Raw genomic sequence first — 14,628 nt, 5'->3', positions numbered from 1 at the left:
AAGAGCCTCCATTCGTAATGTATGCGAATGGGCGCCGTTGTGCGTTTAGTGTCCGGCCGTGGCCAGTCAACGCCCCATCCGAGCCTGACAGGTTGATCCTGCTGCAGCGCCCCTCGGACAGGTGGCGGGAAAACGGTAGCAAGTGAAGGTTACCGTTTTGAAACGGGGGCGATTATAGCCGTCTAGACTGATCTTCCAAAGGGTTTCTGTCGGCCAGATGAAGATCGTTAATAGCGACCATAGTAGAAGGCTCATGGAGCATGACCGCCCGGTCTGCCAAGATGGCGCCATCTTTCGGCAAACGCTCAGGAGTGAACATGAATTTCCACACCCGCAAATGGGTAAAACCCGAAGACCTGAACCCCAACGGCACCCTGTTCGGCGGCAGCCTGCTGCGCTGGATCGACGAAGAGGCGGCGATTTACGCGATCGTCCAGTTGGGCAATCAGCGCGTGGTGACCAAGTACATTTCCGAAATCAACTTCGTCAGCGCTTCGCGCCAGGGCGACATCATCGAACTGGGCATCACCGCCACCGAGTTCGGCCGCACCTCGATCACCCTGACGTGCGAGGTTCGCAACAAGATCACCCGCAAGAGCATCCTCACCGTCGAAAAGATGGTCTTCGTCAACCTCGGCGAAGACGGCCTGCCAGCGCCGCACGGGCGCACCGAGATCAAGTACGTCAAAGACCAGTTCAAGGAAGATGAGCTCGTCAGCGAGTAATGCGAGCCCTGTAGGAGCTGCCGCAGGCTGCGATCTTCTGACTTTGTTTTTGCAGAGCAAGATCAAAAGATCGCAGCCTGCGGCAGCTCCTACACTGTCATGCGTATAACCGGGGATTTGCGTGGCGCATACAGAACGTATTCCAGGCAAGAACGGTCGTAGCTAAAAGCCCCCACCCGGTTCCCACGCCATGACCACCCCGACAGACGGCAAGACCCCCAACCTCTCGACCGATGAACAACATGAAGTCGAGAAAAACCAGCCGCCTCGCGCAGCGGTTCTGCATGAAATCATCCGCACGCAGGGCGATCAGGAACTGGAGCGCAGCATCGCCGCGTTGTGGTGGTCGGCGCTCGCGGCCGGATTGACCATGGGCCTGTCGCTGATGGGCATGGGCCTGCTCAATTCGCGCCTGCCCGAGGGCGACGAATTCAAGGTCATCGCCAGTTTCGGCTACTGTGCCGGTTTCCTCGCGGTGATTCTCGCCCGCCAGCAACTGTTCACCGAAAACACCCTGACCGCCGTCCTCCCGGTGATGACCAAGCCGACCCTGGCCAATTTTGGCCGGTTGATCCGCTTGTGGGGCGTCGTCCTGTTCGGCAATTTGTGCGGGACGATACTCGTGGCCTACGTGATGCTCGAGCTGCCGATCTTTGACACCAGGACCGATCACGCCTTCCTTGAAATCGGCCGCAAGGTCATGGAAAACCACGCCAGTCAGATGTTCGCCAAAGGCATCGTCTCCGGCTGGATGATCGCCACCATGGTCTGGATGATCCCGTCCATGGAGAGCGCGAAGATGTGGATCATCATCCTCATCACTTATCTGATGGCGTTGGGCGACTTCACCCACATCGTGGTCGGTTCGGCGGAAGTCTCGTACCTGGTGTTTGCCGGCGAGTTGCCGTGGAGTGATTTCTGGATGGTGTTTGCCGGTCCGACGCTGGCGGGGAACATCATCGGCGGCAGTTGCATCTTCGCCCTGATCAGCCATGCGCAGATCCGCAGCGAAAGCGGTGCGCCAAAGGAAACAGGCAAGGCCAAAGGGTCTGCGGATCAGGCCGAAAAGCCTGACCCGCAGCAGATCAGAAAATGATCAGTGATGCGCGGGCTCGGCCGTGGTGGCCGGCTCGTCGCGGGTGGCGTGCTTGACCAGCTTGCCGATGGTCAGGCCTTGCAACAGGATCGACGACAGCACCACGATGTAGGTGATGCTCAACAGCAAGTCGCGCTCCGGGCCCAGCGGCAGGGCCAGCGCCAGTGCCACCGAAACACCACCGCGCAAACCGCCCCAGGTCAGGATGCGGATGGTGCCACGCGGCACTGTGCGCCAACGCCGCAGCAGAACGATGGCCGGGGCCACGGTGAGCAGGCGCGACAGCAGGATCGCCAGCGCCAGCAAACTGGCCGCCGCCACGTGCGCCCAGTTGAACGGCAGCAGCAACAGCTCCATGCCGATCAGCGCGAACAGCAGGGCGTTGAGCATGTCATCGAGCAGCTCCCAGAAGCCGTCGAGGTACTTGCGGGTCATGTCGTTCATCGCCAGGTTACGCCCCAGGTTGCCGATGATCAGGCCGGCCACCACCATCGCAATCGGCGCCGAGACGTGCAACTCGGTGGCCATCGCCGAACCGCCGATCACCAGCGCCAGGGTCAGCATCACCGTGATCTGATGCTGCTGGACGCTTTTGATCATCCGGTACACCCCATAACCGATCAGCCCGCCGAACAGCACGCCGCCAAGGGCTTCATGCACGAACAGCATGGCCGTGGCGCTGAGGGTCGGCGTCTCACCCAACTGAGCGATGCCCAGCAGCACGGTAAACACCACGACCGCGGTGCCGTCGTTGAACAACGACTCGCCGACGATGGTGGTTTTCAGCGGCTTCGAGGCATTGGCGGTACGCAGTACGCCGAGTACCGCGATCGGGTCGGTCGGCGAAATCAGCGCACCGAACAGCAAGCAGTAGAGGAAGCTCACGTGCCAACCGAACAGGGCAAAAATGTAATAGGCGAGGCTGCCGATCACGGCGGTGGCAATCAGCACGCCGAACGTCGCCAGCAGGCCGATGGGCCAGCGATAGCTGCGCAAATCGTTGAGGTTGACGTGCAGGGCGCCGGCGAACAGCAGGAACGACAGCATCCAGTTCATCAGCAGGTCGCCGAAGTCGATCTGGCCGATCAGTTGCTGCACGCGTTCTTCGAGGCCGGGGTAGCCGAGCACACTCAGGCCCTGCAGCAACAGGGAGAACATCAGCGCGGTGACCATGACGCCGATGGTCGGCGGCAGGCCGATGAAGCGGTAATTGACGAAGGTGAGAAGGGTGGTGAGGCAGATAAAAGCGGCTACAAGTTCTAGCATCCGGGCTCCATTGGATGGGGGGAAAGACAGCGCCCCGATTCTTCGGCGCGAAAGTTGGATGGGCTGTTTCGGGATGGGGACACAATCGCATCCCTCGGTTGGTCAGCGGTACGCATTGGTGTAGGGTCAACAAAAAATCAAGGAGTGGGACGTGGCGGCGACAGTTCTGGTGTTGATGGCGGCGCTGTTGCATGCGACGTGGAATACCCTGATCAAGTTCAGTGCCGAACGGCTGTTGGTGGTGGCGTGCATGGACACGGTGGCGCTGTTGTTCGTGGCGCTGGCCTTTCCATTCATCAGCCTGCCACCGGCGCAAATCTGGCCGTGGATTCTGGCGTCGGCAGCATTCGAGCTGCTGTATCGCTATCTGTTGATCCAGGCTTATCGGGTCGGCGACCTCGGGTTGGTCTATCCCTTGATGCGCGGCTTGTCGCCGCTGGTGGTACTGGCGCTGACCCTGATCTTCGCCGGCGAAGTGCTCACCACGCAGCAGATCCTCGGGATCATGCTGATTCCGCTGGGCATGGTCTGCCTGCTCTGGCAGGGCGGTGGTGGTAAACATTTGCCGTGGTCGATGCTGCCGGTGGTGGCGCTGATCGGCTTGTGCATCGGTTGCTACACCTACATCGATGGCCAGGCCTTGCGGCGCTGGTCGCATCCGCTGGATTACCTGGTCTGGGTCACGCTGCTCAGCGCCTGGCCGTTTCCGTTGCTGGCGTGGGTCGCCAAACGCCCGGCATTTCTGGTGTTCTGGCGCGAGCAATGGAAGCTGGGGCTGGCGGTCGGGTTCTGCGTGTTGTTCAGCTACGCTCTGGTGCTATGGGCGATGCAGTTGGGCTCGATTGCCGAGGCGGCGGCCTTGCGTGAGATCAGCGTGATACTGGTGGTGCTGTTCGGCATGCGGTATCTGAAAGAACCTTTCGGCAGGCCGCGGCTCTTAGCCTGTGGGCTGGTGCTGATCGGCATGCTGGTGATGAAGTTCTGACGGCCCGCCATTTCCAACACTCGAAAAAAGGACGGCGTTATGACGGTGGCTCTGTGGTGTGTATTGATCGCGATTTTCCTGCCGTATGTGTGCACGATTGTGGCCAAGGTCTCGGGCGGTTTCCGGCTCAGTGACAATCATGATCCTCGGGACTTCCTCGATAGCGTGGGCGGCGTCGCCCGACGGGCGCATGCGGCACAGCTGAACAGCTTCGAAGTGATGCCGGCATTTGCTGCCGCAGTGATTGTTGCGCATCTGGTGGGCACGGCGCAGCTAGTGACCGTGAATGTGCTGGCGGTGCTGTTTATCACCAGTCGTCTGCTGTACATCATTTGCTATCTGGCGGACTGGGCGATCTTGCGGTCGCTGGTGTGGTTTGTCGGGATGGGGCTGATTGCTGCGTTCTTCTTTGTGTCGGTATAGATAAAGCAAGATCAAAAGATCGCAGCCTGCGGCAGCTCCTACAAGGTTGATACATGTCCCCTGTAGGAGCTGCCGCAGGCTGCGATCTTTTGCTTTTCAAGGTTTGTCGGCGACCTGGGGCACTTGCGGCAACGCCGCACCTTTAGGCCAGAGCATCCAGATCTGCCCCTGCTGTTTCATGTCCCCGGCCAGTTGCCCGGCTGCGTCGCCGGTGCCCCAGAACAAGTCCGCGCGCACCTCGCCGGCAATCGCGCCGCCAGTGTCCTGCGCCGCGACCGGGCGAACCAGAGCGGTGCCATCCGGACGGGTGGTCGACAACCACAGCAGACTGCCCAACGGAATCACCTTGCGATCCACCGCCGCGCTATAGCCGGCCGTCAGCGGTACGTTCAACGAGCCGCGCGGGCCTTCATTGCTGTCCGGGTTGCGAGTGAAAAACACGTAGCTCGGGTTGCTGCCCAGCAGCTCCGGAATGCGCGACGGGTTGGCCTTGGCCCAATTGCTGATCGCGCTCATGGTCACGTCTTCTTTCTTCAACTCGCCCTGTTCCACCAGCCAGCGGCCGATCGGCCGGTACGGGTGGCCATTCTGGTCGGCGTAGGCGATGCGCAGTTGTTTGCCGTCCGTTGTCTGAATCCGCCCGGAGCCCTGAATCTGCAGGAATTGCAGGTTCATCGGATCGGTCAGGTACGCCACCACCGGGGCTTTGACGCCTTTGGATTCGATGGTTGCGGCGTCGTCATACGGCTTGAGCACCCGACCTTCGAGGCGACCGCGCAGGCGCTTGCCCTTGAGTTCGGGGTAAATGCTGTCCAGCGAGACGATGATCATGTCTTCGGGCACACCATAGACCGGCACGTTGGCTGTTTCGGTGGGGGTCAGGCTGCCGGGGTAGACCGGCTCGTAGTAACCGGTGATCAGGCCGTTGGGGTTGTCGTGTTCGGCGCGCAACCCGAACACGTCGAGGTTCTGCTTGAGGAACGCGCGAATCTCGTTGGCGCTTTGCGGCACGCTGGCGGCTGCCGCGCAGGTGCCACCCCAGATCGGATCAGCCTTGAGTCGGGTGCAGGCGCTGCGCCACGAGCCGAAACCGGCGACCAGGTCGCTGTCGGACACCGCCGGCAGGGCTTCCCAGGTGGCGCTGGAATAAGTCGCCAAGGCGTGGGTTTTCGGTTTGGCATTGTCGCCGCCCGTACAGCCAGCAAGGATTGCCAGCAGCGGCAGGGTTGCGATCAGCGGGTGACGCCAGGCCTTGAAACGGCTGTTCATGGAGTGATTCCTGTGCCGGTTGCCGAAGTGCTCCATGCGCCCGGGCAACCCGTATTTTTAATAGGGCTATTGGTGTTTATCAGCGACGCGAGGATACTGGCCGCCGAATTCCGTGACCTGAAGCCACCATGACTCTTAAAAGAATTGCTGTTGTATTGCTGGCCTGTCTGACCTTGTCCGCCTGTGGCGGCGTCGATCCGAATTCGCCGCTGGGTCAACGCAAGGCGATCTTCAAGCAGATGCTCAAGACCGGTGAAGACCTGGGCGGCATGTTGCGCGGACGCATTCCGTTCGACGGGCCGAAATTCGCCGAGGGTGCGGTGAAACTTGATGCGTTGTCCCATGAACCGTGGAAGCATTTCCCGCAGGTGCGCGAAGAAGATAACACCAGCGCCAGGGACGATGTCTGGCTGCGTCAGGCCCGCTTTCAGGAACTGGCCCGCAACCTTGAGGCGGCCACCGGTGAACTGGTGATCGCCAGCAAGGTTCAGCCGTACAAGGCCAGCAACCTGGGGCCGGCGGTGCAGAAAGTCGAAGATGCCTGCAGCGCTTGCCATAAAGAGTTTCGGGACCATTGAACTGCTGAGCAATTGTGGCGAGGGGATTTAGCGAAACGTCGCACCGCCCCGATCGGCGGCGAAGCCGTCGTGAACCTGCTGTTCTTTCTGAAAGACTCGGTTGAATGGTTTTGGGGCTGCTGCGCAGCCCATCGGGGATAAATCCCCTCACCACATAAATCTCCCTCACCAAACCTTCGGTTACTTGTCAATCTGGTCCAGCGCATCCTGCAGTTCTTTGCGCGACTCGGCGAGTTTGTTTTTGCGCTTGTCGATCTTCTCCGGATCACCTTTCTTCATCGCCTTGTCGAGATCAGCCTGACGTTTGCTGACTTCGTGCTTGGCTTCCAGCACCTTGTTCTCGCGTTCTTTCTTCAGGCCCGCATCGGTGCAGTTTTTCGTCACTTCGTCCAGAGCGGTTTGCAGACCGGCCTGCTGGTCGGTGTTGCCTCGGGATTTGGCTTGTTCGATCTGATTGATGATGCCCTGCTTCTTCGCGGCGCAACCGGTCAGGCCCGGTGCATCTTCGTCGGCCATCGCAGGTGCGGCCAAAACGCCACAGAGGGTCAGCAAGGCGAGCGGTGCAAGAAATTTCATAAAAGCTCCATGTGCGAAGGCAATCGGGTCGGTGGCACTGCGCTGTTTGAGCGTCTGACGTTCCTTCGGTTCCCGGCTGCCGGGATTGCGTGATCAGAAGCCGTCGATTCCGGCGGCGCGTAATGTGTCACTCAAGGCCAGCACCTGCGGGTCGCGGAAGAATGCGCTCAATTGCGCCGCGCGGCCCGGGCCGATTCCGGCTTCTGCTTGCCATTGTTCGGTGTTGCGTTGTGCCAGCGCCTGCCACGAGTCGGCCAGTTGTGCCTGACCGGTGGGCGGTAAACCCAATGCTTTGAGCCACTGCGTGAACGGTCGTTGGCGGGCGCTGTGAAAACTGTTGATCAGACGTGCGCTGCTGCGCTCGCCGAAGCCGGCAATGTTAGCAAGCTCTGGCTCGTCGAGGGTCAACCAATCCAGCAGGTTGTTCAGGCGGCCTGTTTCCAGAAGTTTCTCCCAGGTGCCGCGCCCGACATTCTGCAGCGCCAGGCCTTGTTTGCCACTGAGCCAGGTCAGGCGCGCGAGAAACTGGCTTTCACAACCGGGTGTCGGTTGCCAGCAACTCAAGGCGTGGAAGTCGCGCGTGTCGGGAATGTCGAGGGCGGCTCGTTCGGTAGTGCGCAGCACCACACTGTCGAGTCGCGGGATGGTCAACCCGGCCAGGCTGATTGCCACTTGATCGCCGGGGCGGATATCCAGCGCCTGCCAGCGCTTGAGTGAACCGGCGCCGACGCGTTTGATCTCGCGGTCATCGAGCATCACCGGCGACAACTCCAATACCGGCGTGATGCGTCCACTGCGGCCGACCTTGAAATTCACTTTGCGCACCTCGGCCAGCGCTCGGGTAAACGGGTATTTCCAGGCGACGGCCCAGTAGGGCGCGCTTGCCTGCCAGCGCTCGGCCGGTGGGCGCTGGCTCTGGCGCAGGACAATGCCGTCAGTAGCGAACGGCAGGGGCGATCGATACCAGTACTCCCGCCATTTTTGCGCGTCGGCAAGGTTGGTGATGGCCTGACTGAATGGCGCTGTCGTGGCAAAGCCCAATGTCGCTAGCGTCGATATTCTTTCCGGCAGATTCGCCGGCCCCTGCGGCCAGTCCCAGACGAACAGACCGATCCCGGACGCCTGATCTGTGCTCAAGGTTTTACGGCTCATCAGCCCGGCAACCGTGGCGCGGGCGTTGACGCCGCCGGCGCTGGCTTGCACATGTTGATTCAGGCGCCAGTAGAGTTCGCCTTGCACCAGCAAGTCCAGCGGTTGAGACAGTTGTTGCGGAATGGCAGCGATCTTTTGCGCCGACGCTGTCCAGTCCTGACCGCTGATCCCGTCGCCGCGACTGATCGCTTGCTGCAACAGGCCGCGACGGTAAATCAGCGTGACGGCCACACCGTCGACCTTGGGTTGTACCCAGACATCCTGCCGATTCTTCAACCACGCTTGAACGGCAGCAGCTTCGTGAAGCTTGTCCAGACCGGTGTGGGCGACCGGATGCGCGACGGAGCCAGACACGCTGCGCAACGGTTCGGGCGCTGCGGGCTGCTGGAAGCACTGGCGCCATTGGTTGAGCCGCAGGCGCGATTGATCGTAGAGCTCGTCGGCAATCAGCGAGCGACCTTGGTGGTGGTAGGCGTTGTCCCATTGATCGATCTGCAGTTGCAGGGCCGAGATTTCAGTTTTTGCCCTGCTGGTAGACCAGTCGGGGCAGGCTGAGTAAGCGATCAGAGGGATGACGCTCAGCAGAACAGCGGAAAACAGGCGCAGCGTGGCAAGCATTTTGAGCGTCCTTGCTCAGGGGGAATGTTTGAAGGCTAGGCGAGGATTGCGGGTCGGGTAGCCTGGGTGTTTTGCGGGGTGTTGCGCAGCGTTAAAGTCAAAAGATCGCAGCCTTCCGCAGCTCCTACAGGGGGATGCGTTGTGTAGGAGCTGCCGAAGGCTGCGATCTTTTAATCCTGGCAAGCATGAAAAAGCCCCGCACGGCGCGAACCGTGCGGGGCTTTTTTTGCGGCCGGGAAGGGCTTACAGACCTGCGGCGGAACGCAGAGCGTCGGCGCGGTCGGTTTTTTCCCAGGTGAAGGTGGAGAAGGTGTCTTCGCCAACCGTCTTGGTCTGCGGAGCACGACCGAAGTGGCCGTAGGCTGCAGTTTCCTGGTACATCGGGTGCAGCAGATCGAGCATGGTGGTGATTGCGTATGGACGCAGGTCGAACACTTCACGCACCAGTTTGATGATCTTGTCATCGCTGATCTTGCCGGTACCGAAGGTGTTCAGCGAGATCGAAGTCGGCTGAGCGACACCGATGGCGTAGGACACCTGAATCTCGCAACGCTCGGCCAGGCCGGCAGCGACGATGTTCTTGGCAACATAACGGCCAGCGTAGGCCGCCGAACGGTCAACCTTCGATGGATCTTTGCCGGAGAACGCGCCGCCGCCGTGACGGGCCATGCCGCCGTAGCTGTCGACGATGATCTTGCGACCGGTCAGACCGCAGTCACCTACCGGGCCGCCAATGATGAACTGGCCGGTCGGGTTGATGTGGAACTGGGTGTCTTTGCTCAGCAGTTCGGCAGGCAGCACGTGCTTGACGATCAGCTCCATCACGCCTTCGCGCAGGTCTTTGTACGACACTTCAGGGTTGTGCTGGGTCGACAGTACAACGGCGTCGATACCGACCACCTTGCCGCCTTCGTAACGGCACGTCACTTGCGACTTGGCGTCTGGACGCAGCCACGGCAGCAGGCCCGATTTGCGGGCTTCGGCCTGGCGCTGCACCAGCTGGTGCGAGAAGGTGATCGGCGCTGGCATCAGCACGTCGGTTTCGTTGCTGGCGTAGCCGAACATCAGGCCCTGGTCGCCGGCGCCCTGATCTTCAGGCTTGGCGCGGTCAACACCCTGGTTGATGTCAGGGGACTGCTTGCCGATGATGTTCATCACGCCGCAGGTCGCGCCGTCGAAGCCGACTTCGGAGCTGGTGTAGCCGATGTCGCAGATCACATCACGAACGATCTGCTCCAGGTCGACCCAGGCGCTGGTGGTCACTTCACCGGCCACGATGGCAACGCCGGTCTTGACCAGAGTTTCCACGGCAACGCGTGCGTGTTTGTCCTGGGCAATAATGGCGTCCAGCACCGCATCGGAAATCTGGTCGGCGATTTTGTCCGGATGTCCTTCAGACACGGACTCGGAGGTGAAGAGGGAGTATTCGCTCATCTCGATGTTTTCCTGAATTTACCGATGGTGAGTGTCGCCAGCCGGTCGCTGAAAGTGGCGAACCTGGATCTGGAAACCATTACGTAAGCCTACATAGAGGCTGTCCCCGGGAACGAGTCCCGCAGCGGTGGCCCAACGGGCCAGATCGTCCTGTTCAAACCCCAACCACAGATCACCGCAGGCCTCCCTGGCCCAACTCTGGTTGTGGCTACATAACTCTGTCACGAGCAGGCTACCGCCCGGTTGCAGCAGGCCGGCCATGTGCTTGAGCGCTTCGGCCGGCGCGGCGAAATGGTGCAACACCATGTTCAGTACCACGCAATCGGCCTGAAGGCTGGAGCCATTCAATGCATCGGCCAATTGCAGGCTGACGTTAGCCAGCCGTTCACGTTCACATACCTGACGCGCCAGTTCGAGCATCGCCGGGCTGTTGTCCAGCGCGGTTACGGTGCCGAAGCGGCGGGCCAGTTCCGGCAGAAAAGCACCATCGCCGGGGCCGACTTCAATGGCCGTGGCAGCACCATTGAAGTTCAGTTTGTCGAGCAGGGCCAGCACGCTGTCGCGGTACTGCGGCAGACCTGCGATCAAGTCTTGCTGGGCGCGGAATTTTTCCGCAACCCGTGCGAAAAAGTCCTGGCTGGCGGCTTCACGTTGTCCGTGGACCTGAGCGATGCGAGCCTGCACGTCCTCCGGCAGCGCCAGATTGTCGACTTCTTCTAACAGTGCTGCATGCAACTTGCCGCCCAGCAATTCGGTGTGGGGCAGGGCGCGGCGATAGAAAATCGCGTTGCCCTCGCGGCGCGTCGCCACCAGATCGGCCTGGGCCAGCACCTTGAGGTGGTGGCTCATGCCTGACTGACCAATGCCGAAAATCTGCGCCAGCTCCAGTACGCCGAACGAATCGTTGGCCAGCGCGCGCAATACATTCAGGCGCAGCGGGTCGCCACCGGCCTTGCACAGAGCCGCCAGCTCGTCGCAATCGTCATGGCGAATGGAAGGCACGCGTAAGTTCATGGGGCAGCAGTCTAGTGACGGTGGGAAATCGCCGCAAGGGCAATATCAAAAAGTTTTGATATTGCTCGATAGATGGCACTTCTCACTGGCTGGTTAACTCTACAAACGAACAGCGGAAAGGTTTCACCAGACGAAACCGCCGTCCAGCACGGGAAAAACGCCCTCGGATGACTATCTGTCATTGCCCCGAGGCGCTCCGGTGAGGGAAAATGCCCTCCTTTTTTCCGTTTCAACCTATTCACACCCAGGAGATCAGCGATGCCTAGCCGTCGTGAGCGTGCCAACGCCATTCGTGCCCTCAGCATGGATGCCGTGCAAAAAGCCAACAGCGGCCATCCCGGTGCCCCTATGGGTATGGCAGATATCGCCGAAGTACTTTGGCGCGACTACCTCAAGCACAACCCGAGCAACCCGTCGTTCGCCGACCGTGACCGCTTCGTGCTGTCCAACGGCCACGGCTCGATGTTGATCTATTCGCTGCTGCACCTGACCGGTTACGACCTGTCGATCGACGACCTCAAGCAGTTCCGTCAACTGCACAGCCGCACCCCGGGCCACCCGGAATTCGGCTACACCCCGGGCGTCGAAACCACCACCGGCCCGCTGGGTCAGGGTCTGGCCAACGCCGTCGGTTTCGCGCTGGCGGAGAAAGTTCTCGGCGCGCAGTTCAACCGTCCTAGCCACAACATCGTTGATCACCACACCTACGTGTTCCTCGGTGATGGCTGCATGATGGAAGGCATTTCCCACGAAGTCGCTTCTCTGGCCGGTACCCTGGGCCTGGGCAAGCTGATCGCCTTCTACGATGACAACGGCATTTCCATCGATGGCGAAGTCGAAGGCTGGTTCACCGATGACACGCCAAAGCGTTTCGAGTCCTACAACTGGCAGGTGATCCGCAACGTCGACGGTCACGATCCGGAAGAGATCAAGACCGCCATCGAAACCGCGCGCAAGAGCCCGCTGCCGACCCTGATCTGCTGCAAGACCACCATCGGTTTCGGTTCGCCGAACAAGCAGGGCAAGGAAGATTGCCACGGCGCCCCGCTGGGTGACGCGGAAATCGCTCTGACCCGTCAGGCGCTGAACTGGAACTACGGCCCGTTCGAAATCCCGGCCGACATCTATGCCGAGTGGGATGCCAAGGAAAAAGGTCGCGCCGCCGAAGCCGAATGGGATCAGCGTTTCGCTGCCTACTCTGCGGCGTTCCCGACCGAAGCCAACGAGCTGATCCGTCGTCTGAGCGGCGAACTGCCGGCGGACTTCGCGGAAAAAGCCTCGGCTTACATCGCTGAAGTCGCGGCCAAAGGCGAAACCATCGCCAGCCGTAAAGCCAGCCAGAACACCTTGAACGCGTTCGGCCCGCTGCTGCCGGAACTGCTCGGCGGTTCGGCTGACCTGGCCGGTTCCAACCTGACCCTGTGGAAAGGTTGCAAGGGCGTCAGCGCTGAAGATGCCAGCGGCAACTACATGTACTACGGCGTGCGCGAATTCGGCATGACCGCGATCATGAACGGCGTGTCCCTGCACGGCGGCCTGGTGCCTTACGGCGCGACCTTCCTGATGTTCATGGAATACGCGCGCAACGCGGTGCGCATGTCGGCACTGATGAAGAAGCGCGTGATCCACGTCTACACCCACGACTCCATCGGTCTGGGCGAAGACGGCCCGACGCACCAGCCGATCGAGCAACTGACCAGCCTGCGTTCCACGCCGAACCTCGACACCTGGCGTCCAGCCGATGCCGTTGAATCGGCGGTGGCCTGGAAAAACGCGCTGGAGCGCAAGGACGGCCCGTCGGCGCTGATCTTCTCGCGTCAGAACCTGCAGCATCAGGAACGCGACGCCGCCCAGATCGCTGACATCAGCCGTGGTGGCTATGTGTTGAAGGACTGCGCAGGCGAGCCTGAGCTGATCCTGATCGCCACCGGTTCGGAAGTCGGTCTGGCCGTTCAGGCCTACGACAAGCTGACCGGGCAAGGCCGCAAGGTGCGTGTGGTTTCCATGCCTTGCACCAGCGTGTTCGATGCGCAGGACGCCGGCTACAAGCAATCGGTTCTGCCGCTGCAGGTCAGCGCACGTATCGCGATCGAAGCGGCTCATGCCGACTTCTGGTTCAAGTACGTGGGTCTGGAAGGTCGCGTGATCGGCATGACCACCTACGGCGAATCGGCGCCGGCTTCGGCATTGTTCGAAGAATTCGGCTTCACCCTGGACAACATCCTGGGTCAGGCTGAAGAGCTGCTGGAAGACTAAAACATAGCGCGGCGACCCAAGTCGCCGCGTTCCCTGTAGGAGCTGCCGAAGGCTGCGATCTTTTGATCTTGATCTTGAACAACAGGATCAAAAGATCGCAGCCTTCGGCAGCTCCTACATGGGGTTGTGTTGTTAGCGAATACTATCGAGAACCCCATGCCTCAACCGCGTCCCTACAAAGTTGCACTCAACGGCTACGGCCGGATTGGTCGTTGCGTCTTGCGTGCGTTGTTTGAGCGTGGCGAGAAGGCCGGGTTTGAGATTGTCGCGATCAACGATCTGGCGGACATGGCCAGCATCGAATACCTGACACGCTTTGATTCCACTCACGGCCGGTTTCCCGGCGAAGTGCGTGTAGAAGGCGATTGTCTGCATATTAATGGCGACTGCGTGAAGGTCCTGCGCAGTGCCACCCCCGAAGGCATCGACTGGGCGGCGCTGGGCGTCGACCTGGTGCTCGAATGCTCCGGCGCTTACCACACCCGCGAAGATGGCCAGCGTTTCCTCGACGCCGGCGCGCCCCGCGTGCTGTTCTCGCAACCGATGGCCAGCGAGGCGGATGTCGACGCCACCATCGTCTACGGTGTCAATCAGGATTGCCTGACCGGCGCCGAACTGCTGGTGTCCAACGCCTCCTGCACCACCAACTGCGGCGTGCCGCTGTTGCGTCTGCTGGACAAGGCGATTGGCCTGGATTACGTGTCGATCACCACCATTCACTCGGCGATGAACGATCAGCCGGTGATCGACGCCTATCACCATGAAGACCTGCGCCGCACCCGTTCGGCGTTCCAGTCGGTGATCCCGGTGTCCACTGGTCTGGCGCGTGGCATCGAGCGCCTGCTGCCGGAACTTGCCGGGCGAATTCAGGCCAAAGCCGTACGCGTGCCGACGGTCAACGTGTCCTGCCTCGACATCACGATGCAGACCGCCACCGCGACCGATGCGGGCGAGGTCAACCGGATCCTGCGCGAAGCCGCCACCAGCGGCCCGCTCAAGGGACTGCTGGCCTACACCGAGTTGCCGCACGCCAGCTGTGATTTCAACCATGACCCACATTCGGCCATCGTCGATGCCAGTCAGACCCGTGTTTCCGGCCCCAAACTGGTGAACATCCTGGCCTGGTTCGACAACGAATGGGGTTTTGCCAACCGAATGCTGGACGTTGCAGACCACTATCTGCAAACAGCGATTTCAAAAAAACCTGCTCTCTAAGAACAGTTACTCAGGAAGTGC

13 protein-coding genes and 1 riboswitch are annotated in these 14,628 nt (G+C 60.8%); of the genes, 7 read left to right on the top strand and 6 right to left on the bottom strand.

The genetic code is table 11. The features are described from left to right. Positions 1 to 22 precede the first annotated feature (22 nt). A riboswitch (S-adenosyl-L-homocysteine riboswitch) is annotated at positions 23 to 121 on the bottom strand. Between the two features lie 196 nt (positions 122 to 317). Together HXW87_RS00945 and HXW87_RS00940 are read left to right on the top strand one after the other, a co-directional pair. Beyond that, positions 318 to 725, top strand: a complete 408-nt coding sequence (locus HXW87_RS00945) for a hotdog domain-containing protein (RefSeq protein WP_047297108.1) — start codon at positions 318 to 320, stop codon at positions 723 to 725. A gap of 190 nt (positions 726 to 915) precedes the next feature. Further along, positions 916 to 1,821: a formate/nitrite transporter family protein gene (locus HXW87_RS00940; RefSeq protein WP_121187613.1), complete on the top strand. Its 906-nt coding sequence runs from the start codon at positions 916 to 918 to the stop codon at positions 1,819 to 1,821. On the opposite strand, the gene HXW87_RS00935 is transcribed toward HXW87_RS00940, so the two are convergent. Continuing rightward, on the bottom strand, positions 1,822 to 3,087 hold the full coding sequence (locus tag HXW87_RS00935) for a sodium:proton antiporter (RefSeq protein WP_086793619.1): 1,266 nt from the start codon (positions 3,085 to 3,087) through the stop codon (positions 1,822 to 1,824). It lies immediately after the preceding gene. A gap of 151 nt (positions 3,088 to 3,238) precedes the next feature. On the opposite strand from HXW87_RS00935, the gene HXW87_RS00930 reads away from it, so the two are divergent. Both HXW87_RS00930 and HXW87_RS00925 read left to right on the top strand, forming a co-directional pair. Further along, complete coding sequence (locus tag HXW87_RS00930; protein ID WP_095668121.1) at positions 3,239 to 4,072, top strand: EamA family transporter; 834 nt, start codon at positions 3,239 to 3,241, stop codon at positions 4,070 to 4,072. 39 nt (positions 4,073 to 4,111) lie between these two features. Beyond that, positions 4,112 to 4,495 (top strand): MAPEG family protein, encoded by a 384-nt coding sequence (locus tag HXW87_RS00925; protein WP_027610617.1) that lies wholly within the window; start codon positions 4,112 to 4,114, stop codon positions 4,493 to 4,495. 96 nt (positions 4,496 to 4,591) lie between these two features. On the opposite strand, the gene HXW87_RS00920 is transcribed toward HXW87_RS00925, so the two are convergent. Continuing rightward, positions 4,592 to 5,764, bottom strand: coding sequence for a murein transglycosylase A (locus HXW87_RS00920; RefSeq protein ID WP_239778323.1), 1,173 nt, complete (start codon positions 5,762 to 5,764; stop codon positions 4,592 to 4,594). A gap of 128 nt (positions 5,765 to 5,892) precedes the next feature. Here HXW87_RS00920 and HXW87_RS00915 point away from each other — a divergent pair, with 128 nt between their 5' ends. Continuing rightward, the gene (locus HXW87_RS00915) at positions 5,893 to 6,342 is read left to right on the top strand and encodes a cytochrome c (RefSeq protein ID WP_239778322.1); all 450 of its coding nucleotides are present in this window, start codon (positions 5,893 to 5,895) and stop codon (positions 6,340 to 6,342) included. A gap of 180 nt (positions 6,343 to 6,522) precedes the next feature. Here HXW87_RS00915 and HXW87_RS00910 read toward each other — a convergent pair whose 3' ends face one another. The 4 genes from HXW87_RS00910 to HXW87_RS00895 all read right to left on the bottom strand — a co-directional run bounded on the left by HXW87_RS00910 (position 6,523) and on the right by HXW87_RS00895 (position 11,136). Beyond that, positions 6,523 to 6,918, bottom strand: a complete 396-nt coding sequence (locus HXW87_RS00910) for a DUF1090 domain-containing protein (protein WP_041063442.1) — start codon at positions 6,916 to 6,918, stop codon at positions 6,523 to 6,525. Positions 6,919 to 7,011: 93 nt separating this feature from the next. Next, positions 7,012 to 8,688, bottom strand: a complete 1,677-nt coding sequence (gene ligB / locus HXW87_RS00905; protein ID WP_239778321.1) for an NAD-dependent DNA ligase LigB — start codon at positions 8,686 to 8,688, stop codon at positions 7,012 to 7,014. 243 nt (positions 8,689 to 8,931) lie between these two features. Further along, entirely contained in the window at positions 8,932 to 10,122 is a 1,191-nt protein-coding gene (gene metK, locus HXW87_RS00900; RefSeq protein ID WP_027610621.1) for a methionine adenosyltransferase, read from the bottom strand. 18 nt (positions 10,123 to 10,140) lie between these two features. Continuing rightward, entirely contained in the window at positions 10,141 to 11,136 is a 996-nt protein-coding gene (locus HXW87_RS00895) for a metalloregulator ArsR/SmtB family transcription factor (RefSeq protein ID WP_182403991.1), read from the bottom strand. 258 nt (positions 11,137 to 11,394) lie between these two features. Here HXW87_RS00895 and tkt point away from each other — a divergent pair, with 258 nt between their 5' ends. Beyond that, entirely contained in the window at positions 11,395 to 13,392 is a 1,998-nt protein-coding gene (gene tkt, locus HXW87_RS00890; protein WP_239778320.1) for a transketolase, read from the top strand. A 156-nt stretch (positions 13,393 to 13,548) separates the two neighbouring features. Then, positions 13,549 to 14,607, top strand: a complete 1,059-nt coding sequence (gene epd / locus HXW87_RS00885) for an erythrose-4-phosphate dehydrogenase (protein WP_047297099.1) — start codon at positions 13,549 to 13,551, stop codon at positions 14,605 to 14,607. Positions 14,608 to 14,628 lie beyond the last annotated feature (21 nt).

It is taken from the genome of Pseudomonas sp. Y5-11, assembly GCF_022368695.1.
In the GTDB taxonomy this organism is placed as follows: Bacteria; Pseudomonadota; Gammaproteobacteria; order Pseudomonadales; family Pseudomonadaceae; genus Aquipseudomonas; species Aquipseudomonas parakoreensis.
The sequence above is the reverse complement of the archived record's forward strand: the minus strand, read 5'-3'. Positions and strand labels throughout refer to the sequence as shown.

What these genes read in the sequence shown, in the direction of transcription:
- HXW87_RS00920 (WP_239778323.1), bottom strand. Translation starts at nt 5,764, where the DNA reads ATGAACAGCCGTTTCAAGGCCTGGCGTCACCCGCTGATCGCAACCCTG.
- HXW87_RS00940 (WP_121187613.1), top strand. Translation starts at nt 916, where the DNA reads ATGACCACCCCGACAGACGGCAAGACCCCCAACCTCTCGACCGATGAA.
- HXW87_RS00895 (WP_182403991.1), bottom strand. Translation starts at nt 11,136, where the DNA reads ATGAACTTACGCGTGCCTTCCATTCGCCATGACGATTGCGACGAGCTG.
- HXW87_RS00945 (WP_047297108.1), top strand. Translation starts at nt 318, where the DNA reads ATGAATTTCCACACCCGCAAATGGGTAAAACCCGAAGACCTGAACCCC.
- epd (WP_047297099.1), top strand. Translation starts at nt 13,549, where the DNA reads ATGCCTCAACCGCGTCCCTACAAAGTTGCACTCAACGGCTACGGCCGG.
- HXW87_RS00925 (WP_027610617.1), top strand. Translation starts at nt 4,112, where the DNA reads ATGACGGTGGCTCTGTGGTGTGTATTGATCGCGATTTTCCTGCCGTAT.
- tkt (WP_239778320.1), top strand. Translation starts at nt 11,395, where the DNA reads ATGCCTAGCCGTCGTGAGCGTGCCAACGCCATTCGTGCCCTCAGCATG.
- metK (WP_027610621.1), bottom strand. Translation starts at nt 10,122, where the DNA reads ATGAGCGAATACTCCCTCTTCACCTCCGAGTCCGTGTCTGAAGGACAT.
- HXW87_RS00935 (WP_086793619.1), bottom strand. Translation starts at nt 3,087, where the DNA reads ATGCTAGAACTTGTAGCCGCTTTTATCTGCCTCACCACCCTTCTCACC.
- ligB (WP_239778321.1), bottom strand. Translation starts at nt 8,688, where the DNA reads ATGCTTGCCACGCTGCGCCTGTTTTCCGCTGTTCTGCTGAGCGTCATC.
- HXW87_RS00915 (WP_239778322.1), top strand. Translation starts at nt 5,893, where the DNA reads ATGACTCTTAAAAGAATTGCTGTTGTATTGCTGGCCTGTCTGACCTTG.
- HXW87_RS00910 (WP_041063442.1), bottom strand. Translation starts at nt 6,918, where the DNA reads ATGAAATTTCTTGCACCGCTCGCCTTGCTGACCCTCTGTGGCGTTTTG.